Source organism: Paenibacillus sp. FSL P2-0121, from assembly GCF_037975345.1.
Taxonomy (GTDB): domain Bacteria; phylum Bacillota; class Bacilli; order Paenibacillales; family Paenibacillaceae; genus Paenibacillus_AQ; species Paenibacillus_AQ odorifer.
The window spans coordinates 487,514-507,330 of sequence record NZ_CP150245.1 but is presented as its reverse complement, the minus strand read 5'-3'; the positions used below and the strand labels follow the sequence as shown (position 1 = coordinate 507,330).

Here is a 19,817-nt window from a genome sequence, read left to right as displayed (position 1 = left end):
CACTATATACGACTGCATGGTTCACAGGCAAGGCTCACTGCTAGGGATGTTTTTGAAACTGAGGGATAAGCATTATATTCTTGAATTCCTTTACTGACTGTGTGGAATAGTATCTGTAACAATATTTTTAAAAGGGTGGGTGAAGCATTATGTCTCCTGTAGCCAAGCTGTTTAAATGGGGAACATGCCTTTATGAAGCTTTTCTGGCTCTGCCGTTGATTGGCGGACTCTTTATCATTGCTAATGGTTGGGTCCCTTTGGCCATTGCCTTTTTGCTTCATGCTGTAGCCGTTGTTGTGCTGCAAAGAGAACATAAACCATTCATGGGGAACGTTCTGGGCATTATCACCTCGATTTTAGCTTTTATTCCGATCGTTGGTTGGATTATGCACGCCATTACTGCGTTCATCCTGTTGATGGAGGGCGTATCCGCCTCACGCCAAGCCCCTCGTTATTAACAAACGTACTGCGTCATCAAAATATGTAGCTATCCCACGGGCCGAATCATTTGTAAAAGTCGTAAAAAGACAGATCATCCTCTGCGACCTACCTACGGACCTGGGTGACATATTGCTATGTTTTTACTCATGAGCGGCCTGCTTCAACAATCATCATTCCCTGCGACTTACGGACCCAGATGACATATTGCTGTGTTTTTACTCATGAGCGGTCTGCTTCAACAATCATCATCATTCCCGGCGACCTGCGGACCCAGATGACATATTGCTGTGTTCTTACTCATGAGCGGTCTGCTTCAACAATCATCATTCCCTGCGACCTAGGGACCCAGATGACGTTATTTGCACCTTTTCAGCTTTTGAAGCGTGGTTTCGGACTCCAGGGACGTTATTGCTTAGAATCAGGTCCATATGTGGTGTTTTTTATGCCAATAGCGGCTATGCGGTCCGTTAGCGGGGCAAATGTGGCATAATACTGCGTTTAGTGTCAACTGAGTCCGATGGGGTGCGTCATATGGTGCGTCATACGTGCCAAATATCAAGCATACGAAGAAAAAGGAGTTGCCCCAGCAGCCATTTCGTGGCTTATGTGACAACTCCATAATCTTTTATCCAAAAAGATGATATATACCTTTATGATTGCCCAGAGATTGAATCAACGTCCCGCCGATTGAGAATCGGCCCGCCGGCTGCCGCTTTCACCAATATAACGTCCATTTGCGTTGCCACTGCTATTCTCAAACCGTTTGCGTTCCGTACGCTCCATCTGAACAATCTGACCTTCATGCACTACAATATGCAATGAGCCAAATTCCATATCATCCAGAAGTCCTGCAATCCGCGTAAGCCATAAATCGTCCACTTTCAGCGGTTTAGCCATTCTCTAGCCTCCCTTTCTCACCAAAGGATTATATCCGCCTAAATTCCTTTTTTCCTCAATTCCGTTATTACCAACCAGTATACTATGGATTAACTTAGCATGGAACTAAAAGTCATGTCAATGGGCATTTTTTCGCGACAACCAGCTTTTAATAATCATCGTTACCAAAGCCAATAACAGGAGCAAAGAAGCTACTGCAAATGATGCTGAAAATTGATATTCGTTGTACAAAATCTCAACATGCAGCGGCAGCGTATTCGTCTCCCCACGGATGTGCCCGGACACCACAGAAACCGCACCAAACTCACCCATGGCCCGCGCATTACACAAAATAATGCCGTATAGTAACCCCCATTTAATATTAGGCAGCGTGACTCTGAAAAAGATTTGCCACCCATGTGCGCCGAGTGTAATTGCCGCTTCTTCCTCCTGTGTACCCTGATCCTCCATCAGCGGGATTAACTCACGCGCTACAAAAGGAAACGTCACAAACAACGTGGCTAGCACGATACCCGGAAGCGCAAATACGATCTTAATATCATGGGCGCTCAGCCAAGGGCCAAACCATCCGTTTGCTCCGAAGACGAGTACAAAGATTAGGCCGCCGATGACTGGCGAGACTGCAAAAGGGAGATCAATCAAGGTGATCAGAAACCCTTTGCCGCGGAAACGGAACTTGGTTACAGCCCACGCCGCTGTTACACCAAAAAAGGTATTCAGAGGCACAGTTATCGCCGCAACAAGCAGCGTCAATCGCAGCGCTGAGCGGGCATCCGGATCAGTCAGGGCAGCAATATATACGTCCCAGCCCTTTTTAAGTGCCTCGGTTAACACAACAACTAATGGCAGAGCAATCAGCCAAAAAAGGACTAGCCCAGCCGCTCCGATCAACACCCATTTTACAATTGGGGTTTCCGTTGTCGCGGACGAGGACGCATTCTTTTGTAGCCGGGGGGTATGGAGAGGGACAGTACCGGCCAAAATTATTCCTCCTTTAAAGGGTTTTACGAAGACAAGATAGCTTGGAATATTCAATATCAACGGCAGATATCGAGTGTCTCCGAGTAAGTTTGAACATGTTCGGACGTCTGCTGTCACGGCGATTACCCTCAACGAGAAGTCTTACGAACCCAGCGCTGAAGTGTATTAATAACAAGTAACATTAAGAAAGAGATGAGGAGCAATAGCAGGGCAACGGCGGTAGCTCCGGCATAATCATATTGCTCCAGTTTAGACATAATAAGCAGCGGAGCAATCTCCGTCCTCATCGGCATGTTACCGGAGATGAACACGACGGAGCCGAATTCACCGATGCCCCGAGCAAAAGCTAGAGCAAAACCTGTTAGCAGTGGCGGAAACAGCTCAGGCAGAACTACTGAACGAAAGGTTCTCCAGCGGCCTGCGCCAAGGGTTGCCGAAGCCTCCTCCATATCTCTGTCCAAATCCTCCAGCACCGGCTGCACCGTCCGGACAACGAACGGTATGCCGATGAACATCAAAGCCAAGGTAATCCCGAGCGGAGTGAATGCCACCTTTAATCCCAGCGGCTCAAGCCAAGACCCAATCCAGCCATTGCCTGCATAGAGCGCCGTCAAGGAGACACCGGCTACAGCTGTCGGCAAGGCAAACGGGAGATCGATCAGCGCATCAAATATTCTTTTGCCCGGAAATTCATAACGTACCAGTACCCACGCCAGCAAAAGACCTAGAATTGCATCTACAAAAGCGGCGGCAGCAGCTGTCGACAGGCTCACACGATACGAAGCTAATACCCGCGGGTCCGTAGCTACATCCCAGAATTTCGCCCAGCTCAGACCTGTAGAATTGAACAGCAACGCCGAAAGTGGCAGTAGAACCACTAGACTCAGATATAATACACTGTAGCCCATCGTCAGCCCGAAGCCGGGCAGTATTTTGCGCCGCGTTGCTGCTGGTGCAGCCGTAGTGGTGACATTCATCCCCTATTCATCCTTTCTCGCCTTCGGCCTTTTAGCCGATCAGCCCCTACCGGGACAAATCTCAATAATCATATCCTGCATTTCATTCATCTGTTATTTGGCACCCGGCACATAAATCTTGTCAAAGATCCCGCCATCATTAAAATGCTTCTCTTGCGTTTCTTTCCAGGTTCCGAATTTGTCAGCCAATGTGAACAGCTTGATTTCCGGGAACTTATCTTTGTATTCTTCTTTCACGCTATCTAATGTAGGACGGTAGTAATTCTCAGCCGCGATTTTTTGTCCCTCTTCACTATAGAGATACTTCAGGTACGCCTCAGATACCTCACGCGTGTCTCTTTTGTCCACAACCTTATCTACTATAGCTACTGGCGGTTCAGCCAGAATACTCTCCGAAGGATTCACGATATCAAATTTGTCCGGTCCCAGCTCTTCCACGGATAAATAGGCTTCATTCTCCCATGCGATCAGCACATCACCAATTCCACGCTCCACAAACGTTGTCGTAGATCCACGCGCACCGGTATCCAGCACTGGCACATGCTTGAACAGTTCTTTTACAAATTCCTCAGCCTTAGCCTCATCGTTATTGTTCTGGTCTAGTGCGTAACCCCAAGCCGCCAAGTAGTTCCAGCGTGCTCCACCTGATGTTTTCGGGTTTGGTGTAATAACCTCTACGCCCTCTTTGAGCAGATCTGGCCAATCCTTGATTCCTTTCGGATTCCCTTTGCGTACAAGGAACACGATAGTCGAGGTGTATGGTGAGCTGTTATGATCGAATTTACTTTGCCAGCCCTCGTTGATCAGTCCCTTTTCCTGCAAGGCATCAATATCATAACCAAGTGCTAATGTCACAACATCCGCTTCCAGGCCATCAAGCACAGCACGGCTTTGTTTCCCCGATCCACCGTGGGATTGTTTAATGGTGACCTTCTGTCCTGTTTCTTTCTCCCAATAGGCAGCAAAAGCTTTATTATAATTCTCGTACAATTCGCGAGTAGGGTCATAAGATACGTTCAGTAGTTCTACTGGATCTTTAGATGGAGTTTTGGTGGCTTCAGCCGCATTTGTGGCCTCCGCTGAATTGGTTGTTGCTGGTGCGTCTGTTGCCGGACTAGCACTATTGCCGTTATTGTTATTGCTGCCGCAAGCAGCAGTAAGCCCTGCCGTCAGCAACAAGCTAAACCCTACAAGAAGCCCTTTATTCATCTTTTTCTTCATCTTTTCCACTCCCCCATGTTTTTTCGTACCAGACAAACCCTTGGGTAACACAAAAAGAACGGAGGAAAGCCTACGTATGGCAGGTCAAACCGGTCCTAAGACCGTGTCTGCGAGCCTAATGCAGGCGTTCCTCCGTTCGTACGGTAAGAACTTTCTTCAATTATTCCTATCTACTTAGTTGGTTTATATGGATATAATACTGAAACCCTTTAACTGTGTCAAACCTTTTTTTCCAGCCTATGTCAAAGAAAACTCACACACACCACACCATACAAGCTATGGGGTCGGTTCCTGTAAGATCCACTTGTTATTGATGCTATAAAGTAATATTATTGCTACAGCTTATGGGTTAAGAGAAATTACCGCTTTATGTCAGGGGAGAGAGTCATGGGTATGGATTTAGAGTACGTCCCTGCGCCGTTGAAACCGCGGCTCCACAGACGTATGGCTCAAGAAATTGGACGAAGAATTAGGGGAACCTACCGTTACGATACAGCAGTTTGGAGAACAGCTATAGCCGGTCTGTGGATAGTATGCTTTTTAGCCTTTAGTACTGCCGTGTTAGGCATTCCTACTGGATTAGGTAAACCTACCGATATCGCTCTTGCTGCAGGTGCAGGCACTGTCCTGCTGGCGATTTCCGGCAATATCTTGGCTGTTCTGCTAGCGTTGACCGGACTGCGTATCCCAAGATTATTCGCAGGCTGTGTATTGAGTGATTTTGGAGCTATTCTACTAATCTTATATTATGCGGATTTTGAGATTGAGGCTGCGGTTGTCATTGCGGTCGTGCTTGCACTGCTAGGAGCACTAGGCGGATTAGCCATTGGCCTGCTCCGCAGCAAAAGAATAACACTAGGACTTCTGCTAACAGTGGCAGTGACTTTTTCCCCACTTGCGCTGGCAAGCGGAGTGCAAGAACTGCCTATTTCAGAGTCGGTCGACATCAACGATACGGAAGTTGTTCCACTTACAGCCTCCGATCCTGGAAAACCAGGTAATCTAGCTTATCAGACCTTCACCTATGCCAGTGGTACCGATCTACATCGTGCCGAATACGGTAAGGATACAAGCTTGATATCCTCTACGGCCGATGCTTCTGCTTATATTAAGGATTGGTCAAAGCTGCGCACTTTATTCTGGGGTTTCGATTATAAGGCACTTCCCTTGAATGGTCGCGTATGGATGCCAGAAGGCGAAGGTCCATATCCAGTAGTACTGATGGTGCACGGCAACCATATGATGGAAGATTACTCTGATGGCGGGTACGCTTATCTCGGCGAACTATTGGCAAGCCGGGGATTTATTGCGATCTCGCTCGATGAGAATTTCCTGAATTATTCTGCTTGGTCCGGCATTCCAGACAATGATTTTAAAGTACGGACTTGGATCCTACTGAAACATTTAGAGCAGCTAGCAGATTTTTCAGATGATCCGGGCAGTCCTTTTTATCAGAAAATAGATTTCACAAAAACCGCCCTGCTCGGCCATAGCCGCGGAGGACAAGCCGTAGCTATGGCCGCGGATGCCACTCGTTGGTTCAAGGATGATCCGGTGATGGCGGCAGTTAATCGCTTTAATATAACCTCTGTAATCGCGCTTGCACCAACGGACAAAACGATAGATGACCAGCAAGCCCGTCTCAAAGACATCAATTATTTGACCCTGCAGGGAGCCCGCGATGGAGATGTACATGATTTCTATGGTGATCGGCAGTATATACGTACCTCCTATTCCCAAGGATCGTCTGCTTTCAAAAGCTCACTGTATATTGCGGACGCCAATCACAGTCAATTCAACAGCGATTGGGGCGGGTATGATCAGACCTTGCCAGCTGGACTCTTCTTAAATCGGGCACAAATCATGGATGCAGACAAACAACGGCAAATCGCTAAGGTCTATGTATCAGCTTTCTTGGAGACCACCTTGCATGAAAAAGAGGAATACCAAAGCTTGTTCCGGGATTATCGCAGCGGGCTGAAGTGGTTACCAGATACCGCCTACTACAATCGATTCCAAAGCGGGGGATATCGTCCTGTAGCCACATTCGACGATGACCGTAACAAAAACACAGTAGAACTGGGAACAGCAGAAGCATCGGGTGTTTCTTGGTCAGAAGAGCTGGCTAAAGACCGGGAGTCAAAAAGCAAAGCCACCTATGGTGTTGTCCTTGAACGCACAGCCAGCAAAAACGAAGAAGCTTATTACAACATTAAGCTTAACGACAGTGTCCGTACTGAAACTGCTCTTTTAGGGGCAGATGGCCTTACGTTCTCTATGGCAAATCTGAATGGTGACCTTAGTGAAGAAATGGATGTTCCACTACCTCCAAAGGTTGAGGTGGAGTTAACTGACCATAATGATACCTCAGCCCGCTTGACGCTGGATGAAGTAATGGACATACTGCCGCTTCCACAAACTCAGTTCACGTTATTCCCATGGCTTGAAGAGCGGATAAACGATGGCAAATACGGTGACCTTTCCGAAGCTGTATTTCAAACCTACGAGATGCCGTTCGAACAATTTCAAGAGGAAGAACCAGAGCTGGATCCTGACAACCTGACGGAAATCACCTTCTATCTTGATGAAGAAGGCGACCGGATCATGCTGGATGACATCGGTTTTTACGATTTAGGTATCCGAAATACATTTTAAAAATCACTTGCTATTATCCTTAGGTCTTCATTTGCAAAATAGGGCTATTCCCAACCTCCACTCACGAAAAAATGAATGGATTACGGGAATAGCCCTTATTTTTACGACATACAATAACCTAGTCTCAGCCTACAACGCTTGCACACAAACAGGTGACTTCATTTCCAATTCATTTCCTGTAGGGATTAATCTGCCACTCTCACTATCGATGGAGAAGGAGGTAATATTATCACTATTCTGATTAGCAGCAAGCAGCTTATCCCCAATAATTGCAAAGTTACGCGGAGTACGCCCGCCGGTACCCTGCCAATCCACTGCTTCAAGCAGACCCGTTAATTCATCGATATGGAACAGGGCGATACTGTCTTGTCCCCGATTGGAGACATACAGGAATCTGCCACAAGGGGAGACATGAATATCGGAAGCTGTATCGTCACTACCGGCAGTATAATTATCAGGAAGCGTGCTAAGATGCTGTAAAATATTTAGATTTGCATCCTGTTCATCATTAGCAAATGCCGTTACTGTACAATTCAGTTCATTCGCCAGGTAGATCCATTGTCCAGAGGGATGCACCGCCAGATGACGTGGACCTGAACCAGGTGGCAGATTAAGCTCACGATGTTTTACCAGTTTGCCCTCTTCAGGGCGATAGATCACAATTTGATCCAGTCCCAAATCGCACACCAGCACATGTCTACCACTTGCGTCCGGAATGACAGAGTGCGGATGCGGAGCCTCCTGACGGTCTTCACGAATACCTGAACCCACATGTTTTACTTGGTCGGACATCTCTTGAAGCGAACCATCTTCATTTACAGGAAAAGCATTAACATTGCCTCCCGAGTAATTGGAGACGAATATGTAATCTTCCTTAGGACTAATGGAGACATAACAAGGAGCGCCACCTTCCGTAGGACGACTTCCAAGTGATTTCAACGCTTTAGTTGCGGGATCAATTGCATATGCGTAAACCTCACCTTGATCCTTCTCACTAACTGCATACAACACGCTGCCTGCTTTATTCACAGCTAAAAACGATGGATTCTCAATTCCCTCGGTACCCTCAAGAATTCTCATTTCCCCCGACAAAAGACTAAGCGCACATAACTGAATCGCCTTCTCGTTCTCAGAGTTATACGTTCCTACATAAAACAATGCCTCATTAGCCCGTTCCATAATAGTGGCTCCTTTATCTTTTATGTATTGTATTACTTCTTACTTACCCTTTACTAATAGGGGTTTACTCATAATTTTATAATATTTTTTCACTATAGCATGTTTATAGTTGTAATACATTATCGAAACTGCATTTAGAGCCTACTTCCTAACCATTCCGGAAGAAGTAAGTTTTTCCATGTGGTTTAAAGATGGTCACAAAGGTTAATAGTAGACATCGCAAACAACAAAACGAAGGAGTTGAAGTAACATGAGTTTTCTATGGATGTTAATCGTTGGTGGGGTTATTGGTTGGTTGGCTGGTCTGATTATGGGCAGAGATATTCCTGGTGGTGTTATCGGTAATATCATCGCTGGTATTATCGGTTCATGGCTCGGTGGCGTGCTTCTGGGAAGCTGGGGACCTAAAGTAAGTGATTTCTACTTCTTCCCTTCTTTGATCGGTGCCGTTGTGCTGATCTTTATCGTGAGCCTTATTCTTCGCTCGACAAGTGGACGCAGCCGTTCGTAAGTCTGGGCTGAGATAATAATATTCACATCAATAAATCCTCGTCAGAGTATGCTCTGGCGGGGATTTTTGTATGTATCGTTCCTTTAAGAAAAAATTCCTCTGCTGGAATTGTTGCGGGGATGGAGCCAATACACTTCAATGTTTTGCCATCGTTTTTCTGTTATAATGAAGATACAAGTGACTGAAATCATAGAGAGGTCGTGTATCATGGGTAACATAAACCCCTCGCTTCTACATATCGGCTCCACATTAGGGGCTTTGTTCATGGCGCTGATGGTTATTTTCATTCGTCTAAAAGCAAGCGCACGTCCGGTTACCATTCGAAAAATATGGATTCCACCTCTCGGTATGTCGACGGGTTTTGCCATGTTTGCGGCACCTGCGGTCAGATTCCCATTATGGTGGGCGGCAGTCGCCTTTTTGATTGGCTGGTTCATCTTCGCGTATCCTCTTATACGCAGCACCCACTTTGAACAACGTGATGGACAAATTTACGCTCAACGCTCCAAGAGCTTTGCGTTTATCCTGCTCGGACTTCTTCTAGTCCGCACTTTACTCCATGAATTTATTAACCGTTATGTGTCTATTCCACAGTCCGGTGGTTTGTTCTTTATTTTAGCCTTCGGCATGATTGTTCATTGGAGATTTTTTATGTTCAAGCGTTATAAGGCTATGACCTCCTCGGGGAGTCTGCTGCCGCAGCCATGATTATCAATAATAATCCTAAGAAGCCATCTCAGGGTTCTTACCCGATTCCTTGAGATGACTTCTTACCTCTTGTAACTCAAGCTTATGTTCTCCTCTGCTTTTTTCTACTTTACACCCTTTTCTGACATCAATTAGCCATCCTCTTATTACATCCTCTTTAAGTACTTTACATACACTATAGGGATAGATCTCCTGAAATATCTAACTCATCATGTCACTTATTCAGCATTAAACAGAAAAAATATAATCTTTGTAAGTCCGATGTCAGGTAACTTGCGAAGGGATACGTTAAACTATAAGCATACCTAACGATAAGCTTCCAAAAGACCTTAATGCTGAAATAAATATCATTTGGAAGCCTATACTGCGTATAACTTTTAGAGAGTGAGGACAAGGCAATTGAAAAGTAAATCGAGAAAAGTAGCCATCGTCGGGGCCGGAATGGTGGGTTCAAGCTGTGCTTACTCCATGGTTAATCAGGCCATTTGCGACGAAATTATGATGATCGACCGCACCTATGATCGGGCTATGGCACAAGCACTTGATCTCTCGCACTGTATGGATTTCACAAGCACACGCACAAAGGTGTATGCCGGAACCTATAGCGATTGTGCAAAAATGGATGTAGTTATCTTAACCGCTGGCGCTAATCCAACAGCCGGGCAGACCCGACTTGACGTATTGGAAGCCTCTGCGGTTATTACTCGAGAAATCATTACCAACATCATGGCTGGGGGATTTGATGGAATATTCGTAGTCGCCGCTAATCCGGTCGATATTGTCACTTATATGGTCTGGAAAATATCAGGTCTGCCTCGCCACAGAATTATTGGTACCGGGACCTCCATTGACTCGTCGCGCCTAAAAACCCTGCTCTCCGATGTGTTCTCCATTGACCCGCGTAGTGTTAATGGCTACGCCTTAGGTGAACATGGCGAATCTCAATTTGTAGCTTGGTCCCATGTAACAATTGGCGGCAAGCCTATTCTGCAAATTTTAGATCAGCATCGCGAGCGGTTCCCGCATTTAGATCTGGAGGATATCTCCCGCAAGACAAAAGATGCCGGCTGGGAAATTTTCACCCGCAAAGGCTCCACACATTTCGGGATTGGCAGCGCACTTGCCTACATTACCCGTTCGATCCTGAATGATGAGCACAAAATTATCGCCGTATCGGCCATTCTGGATGGAGAGTACGGACATAGCGGTGTATGCACGGGCGTGCCCGCCATCATAGGCAACACTGGGATTCAAGAGCTGCTGGAGCTTAATTTAAATACAGAGGAAACCCAGAAATTGAACAACTCCTGCAACATTGTACGTGCAGGCATCGAGAGCCTACAGCTGGAAGACAGCCTTTAATTCATAAAAAAAATCGCTACTTTGGGAATTGGTGAGATCACCCGCCAGCTCCCAGAGAGCGATTTTTTGTATTATAGGAGATGAATCTCAGTTTATCTCCTACTTTTTAAACTTTTCGATTTCTTCTTTCAGCACAGACATCACTTCATTAAGTGATTCCGCGGAGGACACGACATCCTTCATAATCTCTGTCTGCTCCGCTGAAGCTAAGGAGACCGCCTGAGCATTCTCAGCAGATTCTTTAGCTATTCCGAGCATATCGGATATAGAAGCCGTTATTTCTTCCGTGCCAGCTGACATCTCTTCATTAATTGCTGACACATCCTGTATTTGCGACGATACTTCACGGATCGAAGAACGGATATGATCAAAGGAAACACCGACGTTTTGCATTTTCCCCATTCCATCGCCAATTTCCTCAATACTCTTCTTCATGGAATCCGCTGCACTTGTTGTTGAAGACTGAATGCCGCCGATTAGCTCCACTATACTAATGATGGAGCTGTTTGTCCGCTCTGCTAACTTCTTCACCTCATTCGCAACTACACCGAAGCCACGACCATGTTCTCCAGCTCGGGCAGCCTCAATAGAAGCATTCAAAGATAATAAGCTTGTCTGATTGGATATCTCAGAAATTACATCCACAATTTGTCCGATTTGTTCCGATTGCTCACTTAATTTGCCAATCATCTCGGCTGTCTGATTAGCTGTGGAACTGATAACAGCCATCTGTTGCAGTGTAGATTGGATTTCCAAATAGCCACTCTCTACTTCTGAGTTGACCGTCTCAGCCTGATCTGATACCGCTGCAGAGGACTCAGCAATACGTTGCAAACCTACGGCCATCTCTTCCGTTGCTCTTGCGGATTGCTCGGAGCCTCTAAATTGCTCTTCCATTCCTTGAGCTACTTCTTGGATAACTGTGGCAACCTCTGCTGAAGTATAGGACGAACGTTGAGCCGATTTCAGCATTCCTTCTGAGGAATAAGTAACCTCCACTACTGTTGTATCAATCTTGTTGACAATACCGGAGAGTGTCTCAATCATATCATTGATATTTTGACTCATCTCGCCGATCTCATCTCCGGACTGCACTTTAACCCTCTCATTCAGATGACCCTCTGCCACCTTTTTCATAGTCGAGGAAATTGCTTTAATGGGTCTAACGATAAGACGAGTAAGGTACAGTGAAACAAAAATTATGACAAGTATAACTGCCAGTAAGATGAACATTGCTGTTCTTTGTGCAGAGGTCACTTTAGCAAAAACCTCTTTCTCCGGCACTGTTACAAGAAGCTTCAGATCAGTATCTGGAATTGTCTTAAAGTATGTAATGACTTTCTTACCATCTTCGCCCTTATAAGTTTCGGACCCCTCTTTGTTGCTCAAAATCTTGTCAACGACCTTCTGAAGAGCCGGCTCTTTAGCGTAATCGGTAATTTTTTTGCCCATACGACTGACGTCTGGATAAGTATAATACATGCCATCATTTGAGATTACATATCCAAATCCGGTATCCGCCATAGTAATTTCATTACTCATTTGGGCAAGAACTTCAGGAGTAATTGAGAAGACAATACCTCCCATAAATTGCTTATCCTTATCCATGACAGGAACTACGATTGGAATGATATATTTATCAAGCTGCTCCAGATAGGACATTTCCCCCAACACAGGCGCATGTGTTTCTTTCGCTTTCAAGAAATAGCTCGCATCTGCTACATTTGCGGTCATGTTCATCATATTGGTTAACTGGCCGTCTTTACTAATGACACTGTAACCTTCTGTCTCACTGTCACTTTCCTCCAGCACTTCTATCACAGGGAAGATACTTGCCGGATTTGTAAAATCGAACTCAGGATGCTGGGATACCAGATCCTTTACGGACGAGGTTTTATTGGATAGCCACTCATCCATCCGGAATGTGTTCGTATTAATGGTGTCCTGCGCCATTTGCTCGCTGTCTGTGCGTGTGACATTGCCGAAATAATCAAGTAAAAATATGGTCGCCACCATGAGCGGCACGATTGCAATAGCTAATATAACAGATGACCACTTAAGTTGAATTGACGTCGCTTTTCTCTTCGTTACATTTTTTCTCATTTTTTTCATCTTGTTTCCTTTCATTTCATTTTCATTCACGATGAAATAGCCTCCTCACTCCATTTGTTATAATATCTCCTGATGTGGATATATCTTCTATATCGGCAAAAATAGACAAATTCTTTGCTGGAGAATAAAAAAAATAAGCCCTAAGACCCCTAAAACCGGAATCCTAAAGCTTACTTTTGTTGAAATCATTTATTTAAACACCAAAGATTCTTAACCCTCGTCTTGCACTTTTAAAGCTCGGATACTGTTCAGTACGGCAAGTACGGTTACCCCTACATCTGAGAATACTGCCTCCCACATCGTGGCAATCCCAAATGCACCGAGCAGAAGGAATATAGCTTTTACACCTAAAGCAAAAATAATATTTTGCCATACGATGGCTCGAGTACGCTTGGCAATTCCGATAGCTACAGCAATCTTCGAAGGCTCATCGGTCATAATTACAATATCTGCTGCTTCAATGGCAGCGTCGGAACCAAGTCCTCCCATAGCGATGCCGACATCGGCTCTAGCCAGTACAGGAGTATCATTAATTCCGTCTCCGACAAAAATAATCTTCTCGCGTGGAGACTTATCACGATCCAGCTTCTCGATGGCCTCTACCTTATGCTGTGGTAAAAGCTCTGCGTGTACCTCATCTACCCCTAACTGCTTCCCTACATCTTCAGCTACGGCGGAAGCATCACCTGTCAGCATCACCGTCTTGCGTATACCCAGCTTTTTGAGGCGCTGAATGGCCTGCAGTGAGTCCTCCTTCACTTCATCAGCGATCACCAGATAACCTTCATATTGATGATCTACCGCTATGTGAACAACTGTACCGCTCTGCTCTGGGACCTCATAAGCAATTCCCTCACGCTCCATCAGACGTGCGTTACCTGCAAATACGGTCTTGCCTTCGATAGTTACTTCGATACCATGACCAGAGATTTCATTGTAATTCGAGATAGCTTCCTTAGAAATCTGTTCACCATAAGCCGTCCGAATCGACTCAGCGATCGGGTGATTGGAATGGCTCTCCGCATAAGCGGCTGTCCGCAGTAATTCATCCTTAGATTTGCCACCCGACGGATAAATCCCCGTAACCTTAAACTGTCCCTTGGTCAACGTTCCTGTTTTATCAAAGACAACTACCTTCACATCATTTAGGGCTTCCAGGTAGTTGCTTCCCTTAATCAGAATACCGCTGCGTGAAGCTGCACCAATCCCTCCGAAGAATCCCAGTGGAATCGAGACCACAAGCGCACAAGGACAAGAGATTACGAGGAATACAAGTGCACGGTAAATCCAATCCGAAAAAGTTGCACCACTGATCAGCAGTGGAGGAACGACGGCCAGCAGGACTGCTGTGATCACTACTACAGGCGTGTAGGCACGTGCAAATTTAGTAATAAAGTTCTCCGTTTTAGCTTTGTTGCTTGATGCATTCTGCACTAGCTCCAGTATTTTGGATACGGCCGATTCTCCAAAGGTCTGAGTAACTTGCACAGTAATTACGCCGTTCCGGTTAATAAAACCACTTAACACCGCACTTCCTGGACCAGCTGATCGTGGTACCGACTCACCAGTAAGTGCAGATGTGTCCATCATGGCGTTACCTTCAAGTATTGTTCCGTCAAGGGGTACCTTCTCACCGGGTTTAACAACAATCAAATCTCCGATGGCTACTTCCTCAGGTGAGACCTTCTTCAGATCATTTCCAAGCTTGAGATAGGCAAACTCGGGGCGAATATCCATAAGTGCCGTAATAGATCGGCGTGAACGATTCACAGCCAGACCTTGGAACAGTTCTCCAATCTGGTAAAACAGCATTACTGCCACGCCCTCTGGATACTCACCAATCGCAAATGCACCGATAGTTGCCAGAGCCATCAGGAAATTCTCATCAAACACCTGGCCACGGATGATGTTCTTAACCGCCTGCCAGACAACTTCACCACCCACGATAAGATAGGCTGCCAAAAAGATCAGCAATTCAACTACTCCATTCACGGGCAGGAATATCCCAGCTAGAGCAAGAATTCCACCAGCGCCTAACCGCAGCAATATTTTGCGTGTATCACCTTCCCCGTGCTCGTGAGTATGACCATGACCTTCAGCATCCTCATGACCATGATGATGTCCAGCAGCTTGATGGCCGTGCTCATGACCATGCTCGTGATCATGCGTATGTTCATGAGCGCCACTATTGCGCGCCTTGTGATTGCCCCCAACCTTCTCTTTCACATTTACGTGGGGCTCAAGTGCCTTCACCGTCTTCTTCGCTTCTACAATTGCTGACTCCTCATACCCTGCGGCAGTTTCCAACGTCATTGTTTTTGTTACAAAATTAACGGAACAAGACGATACACCTTCAATCTTCTTCACCTTATCTTCAATTTTCATCGCGCAATTGGCGCAATCCAAGCCTTCTAATTCCCACTGACGTTTTAATTTTCCTTGCATTGTATCCATACGGCACATCTCCTCAAATAAAAACCATATATGAGCACTTGTTCATATGTTATCTTAGCCCTATTATATTCCCTTTATATTTCAAGGTCAATACGCGATATACACCATTTTTCTACATTATCTTAAAAATTAAATCAATTGACCTTTACGTGAAAATATGTAAAATCATGTATGACCCAAAGTAAGTTTCTTACATACGAATGACCCCATTATCAATGAAGCTCGATGGGCAAATGATTTACACAGAAGGGATGAATTTAGAACATGTCAAAGCTAGCCAAAACGTCTTCTTTTTCACAGAAACACCCTATTTGGAGCGTAGTTATTATCGAGGTGTTATTACTTGTAGCCGTAACTGCCGCCGGGGCTTACGCAACAATTAAGGAACTTGCGTACACCGCCCCTGTACTTATCTCCTTCATCCCAATCGCGCTTGTACTCATCATCTACTTTACAGTTAAGCGCAAATGGAGCACGCTTGGCTTCCGACCTCTAAACACCATATCCTCGGGCAACTGGATCTATTATGCCCCGCTAGTAGTGGTCCTGATTACCATATCCTTTAAGGGATTTCGTGAGATCAGTGCATCTGAGGTACTGTTCTTTATCTTCTTCACCCTGCTGGTCGCTTTTGTGGAGGAAAGTATCTATCGCGGTTTGATTTTTAAGACCTTGCTTCCTAAAGGGGCTAAAACAGCAGTGATCACTTCAAGTATTCTTTTCTCTATTACCCACTTACTTAATGCATTATCCAGCACAGATATCACACAAATTCTTCTACAACTCGTATATGCGCTTCTGATCGGTTTTGCGCTAGCCTTGTTGATGCTAAAAAATAATAATATTCTTCCGCTGATATCCTTTCACTTTATACATAATTTAATTCAGTTTGTGGGCAACGATAATACGAGTGAATACATGGGAATCGATCTATTTATCCTGCTAGTGCTTGCTGTGCAATGTGTCTGGCTAGTGTTGTCCTTTAGAAAACCAAACCTAACGAAGAACCTAAATCAAGCCAGCTAATAAGCTAAATCCTTACTTCGAAATACAAGGCTTCAGTGGATTTAAACGCATTGGTTAACCCCGACGCAGCCTGGTTTAATTGGGATGCTACTTAGTTTAGTTGAGATGTTACTTAGTTAAGCTGAGATGCCACTTAGCTTCATTAGAGCAATATTTGTCGCAAACCACACAGCTAACGGACCCAATTGACACTAAAAGCAGTATTATCCCCGGTTTAGCATATTATCGGACCCCATAGGCGCTATTGGCATGAAAAAGAGCAAAATAAGACCTCTTTCTAAAGAATAACTGCACTGAGGTCCGCAACTCTGCTCAAAAAGCGATTATTGTGCAAATAACGTCAGCTGGGTCCGTAAGCCGTAGTGGATGGTTGGGACTCGTCGGCATAATAAAAAGAGGGACTCCCAAAAGCCATTCAATGGCTGCTGGAGTCCCTCTTTTTTTGCAACTAGCTATTCGTGTCGGACATGCTCGTGGGTCTGCAAAAAGATCTGCTCCACATGCGCATCGTTCAGCGAATAGAATACCGTTTTCCCCTCTTTACGCCGCTTCACGATCCGTAGATTCCGTAAATAACGGAGCTGATGGGATATCGCAGATTGGCCCATATCAAGGATCACGGACAAATCATGTACACATAATTCTTGCTGTGACAAAGCGTAAATGAGCCGCACTCGTGTTGGATCACCCAACGCTTTGAACATTTCTGCCATTTTATCAGTAATCCCACGGTCTGGCAGGATCAATGCAATGGATTCCGGTTCAAGCTCTGAACCCTTGCATGTATTGTCGCAGTCCTCTAATGCCGTTGGCTCCATGCTCTCGCCCTCCTCCATCTTAGCTAATTATATTCTTTAATTATAAGAAAAACAGCACGGGATGTCCATTGAGGAGGAGTTTATAGCCTCTGATTGTGAATTAGACTGCTTTACGATAAAAGGAGATTAGTCCTGCGGCAAAAAAGACAATCAAGCTTCCTCCCACTATCATCATCAGTGTCTCTAAAGGCAGATTAAAGGCACCAAATCCGTCATCACCATAATGACTCATGGCCAACAACGGCTGTACCCAAGGATAATAGGGACCGTAGGTTGAAGAATTAGCGATCAGTATATTGGGAATGGTCAGACTCACATTCAGCGCCAGCGGTGCGCCAAAACTGCTCCAGCTTTGCGAGATCGCCAGCTGCAATGCGGCGAGAGGTAGACAGGCTACAAAGCCGCCAAATACTGATTTTAGCAGTAGCGCCCAAGGGATTGGATCTGGAGCCCCTTGGAACAAGCCCATTCCCAGCACCATAACGAGGAACGTTACTTGCACAGCAGCCAGCAATCCGATGATCATCACATATTTTGAGAGATACACCGACAACCGGGTTACAGGCAGAGACAACAATAGCTTCCAACCGCCGTCATGATGCTCATAACGACAGATCAGGGCCGCAAAAATGCCTGAAAGCACAGGCAGAAACAGCAAAGCATGCATCATTGACATCACACTTAACAGCAGCTCCCAAGACATCTTCTCACCTTGATTATCCGATAACAATCCGGGAACCAGTGATAAAACCGGACTTCCTATGACTAAAAGCCAAACATATGATTTAGACATTTTTAATCGCTCTGAGGACAATACTCTCCAAAATGACATCATCTTAATCCACATCCTTTCGAGCGAAATGCACTGCACCCGGCAAAAACACCAGCATTCCCAGCAGCAGACCCGCACCGCTGAACAAAAGGCGATTAGAGGAGTCCCACGCCAAATATGGCCATGTTAAAGGCACCCACTCCGAAAGGAACATGGAGAAAAATGACGTCAAAGATAATGTAATCCCCAGGGCAACTGGCAGTGTCTGATTACGATTAGCCAGGGAAAGCCACAGCTGTAGCGCGATGACCGGCAGAGCCGCAATATAGGACATAAAGCCAATCCGCACTACATCCACATAAGGAATAAGATCCGCTTTGAAGCCCAAAATAAGCCCTAAAACAACTATCCCCACTGAGAGCAACAAGCAGGAAACTGCCACTAGCAGCAGACAGAGCATTAACTTAGCCATAAACACTGAGGTACGAGAGATAGGCAGTGCCAAGAGCTGCTTCCATGAACTCATCTGATGTTCGACATTTGCAATCAACGAGCATACTAAAGTGCCTCCCAGAAAAAGAGCTGTGGGCACAAACCCGGACACATTATCCAGAAGTCCTCCCCATAAATCCGCGCTATACTGCTGACGCAGATAATCATAACGAAGGCCAAAGTTAAGGCCCTGCATGGCTACTAGACCAATCGGTCCCAGAAACACTAGAAACCAAATTCCTTTGCCGCGGATTTTAAGCCAATCCGCTGACAACGCCCGCCACATCATGATTCCCCGCCTCCCACAACCTGTAGGAAGAAGTCCTCAAGCGATTGTCTCCGCTCCTCTACACGATAGACAGCGTGCCCATTCTCTACCAAAGCCTTGACTAGCAGCGCTACTCTTGCATCGTTCATTCTTGAAAAAATCAGTTTTTGCTCTTGTAGTGTCCCTTCATACCCCCGGCCTCCAGCAAGACGTAACGCAGACTCTGGTTCCGAAACCGCAAGGCGTATCTCGCCAGCAGCCTGTTGTTGCAGATTAGCTATTGTATCTTGGTATACCATTTGCCCTTGGCGAATAATACCCACGGTATCTGCCATTTGTTCAATTTCACTAAGCAGGTGACTGGATACTACAACCGTAATTCCTTGTTCCTGTGGCAAACGTTTGATAAGCCCACGAATTTCCTGAATCCCTGACGGGTCGAGTCCGTTCGTTGGCTCGTCCAGAATAAGCAGCTCTGGATTCCCTAGCAAGGCAGCTGCGATACCGAGTCTCTGCTTCATCCCGAGGGAGAACCCTTTGACCGGACGTCTCTCTTCCCCGGTTAGAGAAACAATATCTAGCACTTCAGCGATTCGTGACTTCGGAACATCCAGAATGCGGCGGATCGCTTCGAGATTGTCCACAGCACTCAGATGCCCATAATACGAGGGGGATTCGACAAGCGACCCTACCTTCCGTAAAATTTGCAGCTTATTCTTCCGAAGATCCTGGCCGAACACTTCAATTTTTCCAGATGTCGGTGTAATTAGGCCAAGCAGCATACGGATTGTTGTAGTTTTCCCAGCTCCGTTAGGACCCAGAAAACCATAAATCTCTCCCTTACGGATATTTAAATTCAAATTTTCTACCGCAGCCCGGCCACGATATTTTTTCAATAAATCCTTAGTTTTAATCACTGTTTCTTCCATGTTCTTCACCTCGG

At 45.7% G+C, this 19,817-nt stretch carries 17 protein-coding genes; 6 read left to right on the top strand and 11 right to left on the bottom strand.

Annotated features, from left to right (window positions below; all coding sequences use genetic code 11):
- Positions 1 to 149 precede the first annotated feature (149 nt).
- Complete coding sequence (locus MKY54_RS02225) at positions 150 to 458, top strand: hypothetical protein (protein ID WP_036682636.1); 309 nt, start codon at positions 150 to 152, stop codon at positions 456 to 458.
- A 655-nt stretch (positions 459 to 1,113) separates the two neighbouring features.
- On the opposite strand, the gene MKY54_RS02220 is transcribed toward MKY54_RS02225, so the two are convergent.
- The 4 genes from MKY54_RS02220 to MKY54_RS02205 all read right to left on the bottom strand — a co-directional run bounded on the left by MKY54_RS02220 (position 1,114) and on the right by MKY54_RS02205 (position 4,517).
- On the bottom strand, positions 1,114 to 1,338 hold the full coding sequence (locus tag MKY54_RS02220) for a YezD family protein (RefSeq protein WP_076101319.1): 225 nt from the start codon (positions 1,336 to 1,338) through the stop codon (positions 1,114 to 1,116).
- Between the two features lie 117 nt (positions 1,339 to 1,455).
- Positions 1,456 to 2,319 carry a sulfate ABC transporter permease subunit CysW gene (cysW, locus tag MKY54_RS02215; protein WP_076101318.1) on the bottom strand — a complete coding sequence of 288 codons (864 nt, stop codon included), beginning with the start codon at positions 2,317 to 2,319 and terminating at the stop codon, positions 1,456 to 1,458.
- Positions 2,320 to 2,447: 128 nt separating this feature from the next.
- Positions 2,448 to 3,296, bottom strand: a complete 849-nt coding sequence (cysT, locus tag MKY54_RS02210; protein ID WP_076124574.1) for a sulfate ABC transporter permease subunit CysT — start codon at positions 3,294 to 3,296, stop codon at positions 2,448 to 2,450.
- A 93-nt stretch (positions 3,297 to 3,389) separates the two neighbouring features.
- Positions 3,390 to 4,517: a sulfate ABC transporter substrate-binding protein gene (locus MKY54_RS02205; RefSeq protein WP_036682645.1), complete on the bottom strand. Its 1,128-nt coding sequence runs from the start codon at positions 4,515 to 4,517 to the stop codon at positions 3,390 to 3,392.
- 387 nt (positions 4,518 to 4,904) lie between these two features.
- On the opposite strand from MKY54_RS02205, the gene MKY54_RS02200 reads away from it, so the two are divergent.
- A complete protein-coding gene (locus tag MKY54_RS02200) occupies positions 4,905 to 7,172 on the top strand; it encodes an alpha/beta hydrolase (protein WP_248549105.1) in 2,268 nt (755 codons plus the stop codon).
- A gap of 129 nt (positions 7,173 to 7,301) precedes the next feature.
- Here MKY54_RS02200 and MKY54_RS02195 read toward each other — a convergent pair whose 3' ends face one another.
- Positions 7,302 to 8,351, bottom strand: coding sequence for a lactonase family protein (locus tag MKY54_RS02195; protein ID WP_280753301.1), 1,050 nt, complete (start codon positions 8,349 to 8,351; stop codon positions 7,302 to 7,304).
- A 250-nt stretch (positions 8,352 to 8,601) separates the two neighbouring features.
- Here MKY54_RS02195 and MKY54_RS02190 point away from each other — a divergent pair, with 250 nt between their 5' ends.
- The 3 genes from MKY54_RS02190 to MKY54_RS02180 all read left to right on the top strand — a co-directional run bounded on the left by MKY54_RS02190 (position 8,602) and on the right by MKY54_RS02180 (position 10,932).
- On the top strand, positions 8,602 to 8,862 hold the full coding sequence (locus MKY54_RS02190; RefSeq protein WP_036682650.1) for a GlsB/YeaQ/YmgE family stress response membrane protein: 261 nt from the start codon (positions 8,602 to 8,604) through the stop codon (positions 8,860 to 8,862).
- 207 nt (positions 8,863 to 9,069) lie between these two features.
- Positions 9,070 to 9,570: a cytochrome c biogenesis protein CcdC gene (locus MKY54_RS02185; RefSeq protein ID WP_339189308.1), complete on the top strand. Its 501-nt coding sequence runs from the start codon at positions 9,070 to 9,072 to the stop codon at positions 9,568 to 9,570.
- 399 nt (positions 9,571 to 9,969) lie between these two features.
- Positions 9,970 to 10,932, top strand: a complete 963-nt coding sequence (locus tag MKY54_RS02180; RefSeq protein ID WP_339189306.1) for an L-lactate dehydrogenase — start codon at positions 9,970 to 9,972, stop codon at positions 10,930 to 10,932.
- Between the two features lie 99 nt (positions 10,933 to 11,031).
- Here the strand turns inward: MKY54_RS02180 and MKY54_RS02175 are convergent, their stop codons facing one another.
- Both MKY54_RS02175 and MKY54_RS02170 read right to left on the bottom strand, forming a co-directional pair.
- A complete protein-coding gene (locus tag MKY54_RS02175; protein ID WP_254848740.1) occupies positions 11,032 to 13,074 on the bottom strand; it encodes a methyl-accepting chemotaxis protein in 2,043 nt (680 codons plus the stop codon).
- A gap of 180 nt (positions 13,075 to 13,254) precedes the next feature.
- The gene (locus tag MKY54_RS02170) at positions 13,255 to 15,498 is read right to left on the bottom strand and encodes a heavy metal translocating P-type ATPase (RefSeq protein WP_076307936.1); all 2,244 of its coding nucleotides are present in this window, start codon (positions 15,496 to 15,498) and stop codon (positions 13,255 to 13,257) included.
- Positions 15,499 to 15,762: 264 nt separating this feature from the next.
- Here MKY54_RS02170 and MKY54_RS02165 point away from each other — a divergent pair, with 264 nt between their 5' ends.
- On the top strand, positions 15,763 to 16,524 hold the full coding sequence (locus MKY54_RS02165; RefSeq protein ID WP_076124584.1) for a CPBP family intramembrane glutamic endopeptidase: 762 nt from the start codon (positions 15,763 to 15,765) through the stop codon (positions 16,522 to 16,524).
- A 452-nt stretch (positions 16,525 to 16,976) separates the two neighbouring features.
- Here the strand turns inward: MKY54_RS02165 and MKY54_RS02160 are convergent, their stop codons facing one another.
- From MKY54_RS02160 to MKY54_RS02145, 4 genes are all read right to left on the bottom strand, one after another.
- Positions 16,977 to 17,342 carry a metalloregulator ArsR/SmtB family transcription factor gene (locus MKY54_RS02160; RefSeq protein WP_036682656.1) on the bottom strand — a complete coding sequence of 122 codons (366 nt, stop codon included), beginning with the start codon at positions 17,340 to 17,342 and terminating at the stop codon, positions 16,977 to 16,979.
- 100 nt (positions 17,343 to 17,442) lie between these two features.
- A complete protein-coding gene (locus MKY54_RS02155) occupies positions 17,443 to 18,177 on the bottom strand; it encodes an ABC transporter permease (RefSeq protein ID WP_076307937.1) in 735 nt (244 codons plus the stop codon).
- A 1-nt stretch (position 18,178) separates the two neighbouring features.
- Positions 18,179 to 18,895: an ABC transporter permease gene (locus MKY54_RS02150; RefSeq protein WP_076124588.1), complete on the bottom strand. Its 717-nt coding sequence runs from the start codon at positions 18,893 to 18,895 to the stop codon at positions 18,179 to 18,181.
- Entirely contained in the window at positions 18,892 to 19,803 is a 912-nt protein-coding gene (locus MKY54_RS02145; protein ID WP_038568451.1) for an ABC transporter ATP-binding protein, read from the bottom strand. Before MKY54_RS02145 ends, MKY54_RS02150 begins: the two co-directional genes overlap by 4 nt.
- Between the last annotated feature and the right edge of the window lie 14 nt (positions 19,804 to 19,817).

Bases quoted from the DNA above. Each gene is read 5' to 3' on its own strand.
- MKY54_RS02225 (WP_036682636.1), top strand. From the start codon at position 150: ATGTCTCCTGTAGCCAAGCTGTTTAAATGGGGAACATGCCTTTATGAA.
- MKY54_RS02220 (WP_076101319.1), bottom strand. From the start codon at position 1,338: ATGGCTAAACCGCTGAAAGTGGACGATTTATGGCTTACGCGGATTGCA.
- cysT (WP_076124574.1), bottom strand. From the start codon at position 3,296: ATGAATGTCACCACTACGGCTGCACCAGCAGCAACGCGGCGCAAAATA.
- MKY54_RS02205 (WP_036682645.1), bottom strand. From the start codon at position 4,517: ATGAAGAAAAAGATGAATAAAGGGCTTCTTGTAGGGTTTAGCTTGTTG.
- MKY54_RS02200 (WP_248549105.1), top strand. From the start codon at position 4,905: ATGGGTATGGATTTAGAGTACGTCCCTGCGCCGTTGAAACCGCGGCTC.
- MKY54_RS02195 (WP_280753301.1), bottom strand. From the start codon at position 8,351: ATGGAACGGGCTAATGAGGCATTGTTTTATGTAGGAACGTATAACTCT.
- MKY54_RS02190 (WP_036682650.1), top strand. From the start codon at position 8,602: ATGAGTTTTCTATGGATGTTAATCGTTGGTGGGGTTATTGGTTGGTTG.
- MKY54_RS02185 (WP_339189308.1), top strand. From the start codon at position 9,070: ATGGGTAACATAAACCCCTCGCTTCTACATATCGGCTCCACATTAGGG.
- MKY54_RS02170 (WP_076307936.1), bottom strand. From the start codon at position 15,498: ATGGATACAATGCAAGGAAAATTAAAACGTCAGTGGGAATTAGAAGGC.
- MKY54_RS02165 (WP_076124584.1), top strand. From the start codon at position 15,763: ATGTCAAAGCTAGCCAAAACGTCTTCTTTTTCACAGAAACACCCTATT.
- MKY54_RS02160 (WP_036682656.1), bottom strand. From the start codon at position 17,342: ATGGAGCCAACGGCATTAGAGGACTGCGACAATACATGCAAGGGTTCA.
- MKY54_RS02155 (WP_076307937.1), bottom strand. From the start codon at position 18,177: ATGATGTCATTTTGGAGAGTATTGTCCTCAGAGCGATTAAAAATGTCT.
- MKY54_RS02150 (WP_076124588.1), bottom strand. From the start codon at position 18,895: ATGATGTGGCGGGCGTTGTCAGCGGATTGGCTTAAAATCCGCGGCAAA.
- MKY54_RS02145 (WP_038568451.1), bottom strand. From the start codon at position 19,803: ATGGAAGAAACAGTGATTAAAACTAAGGATTTATTGAAAAAATATCGT.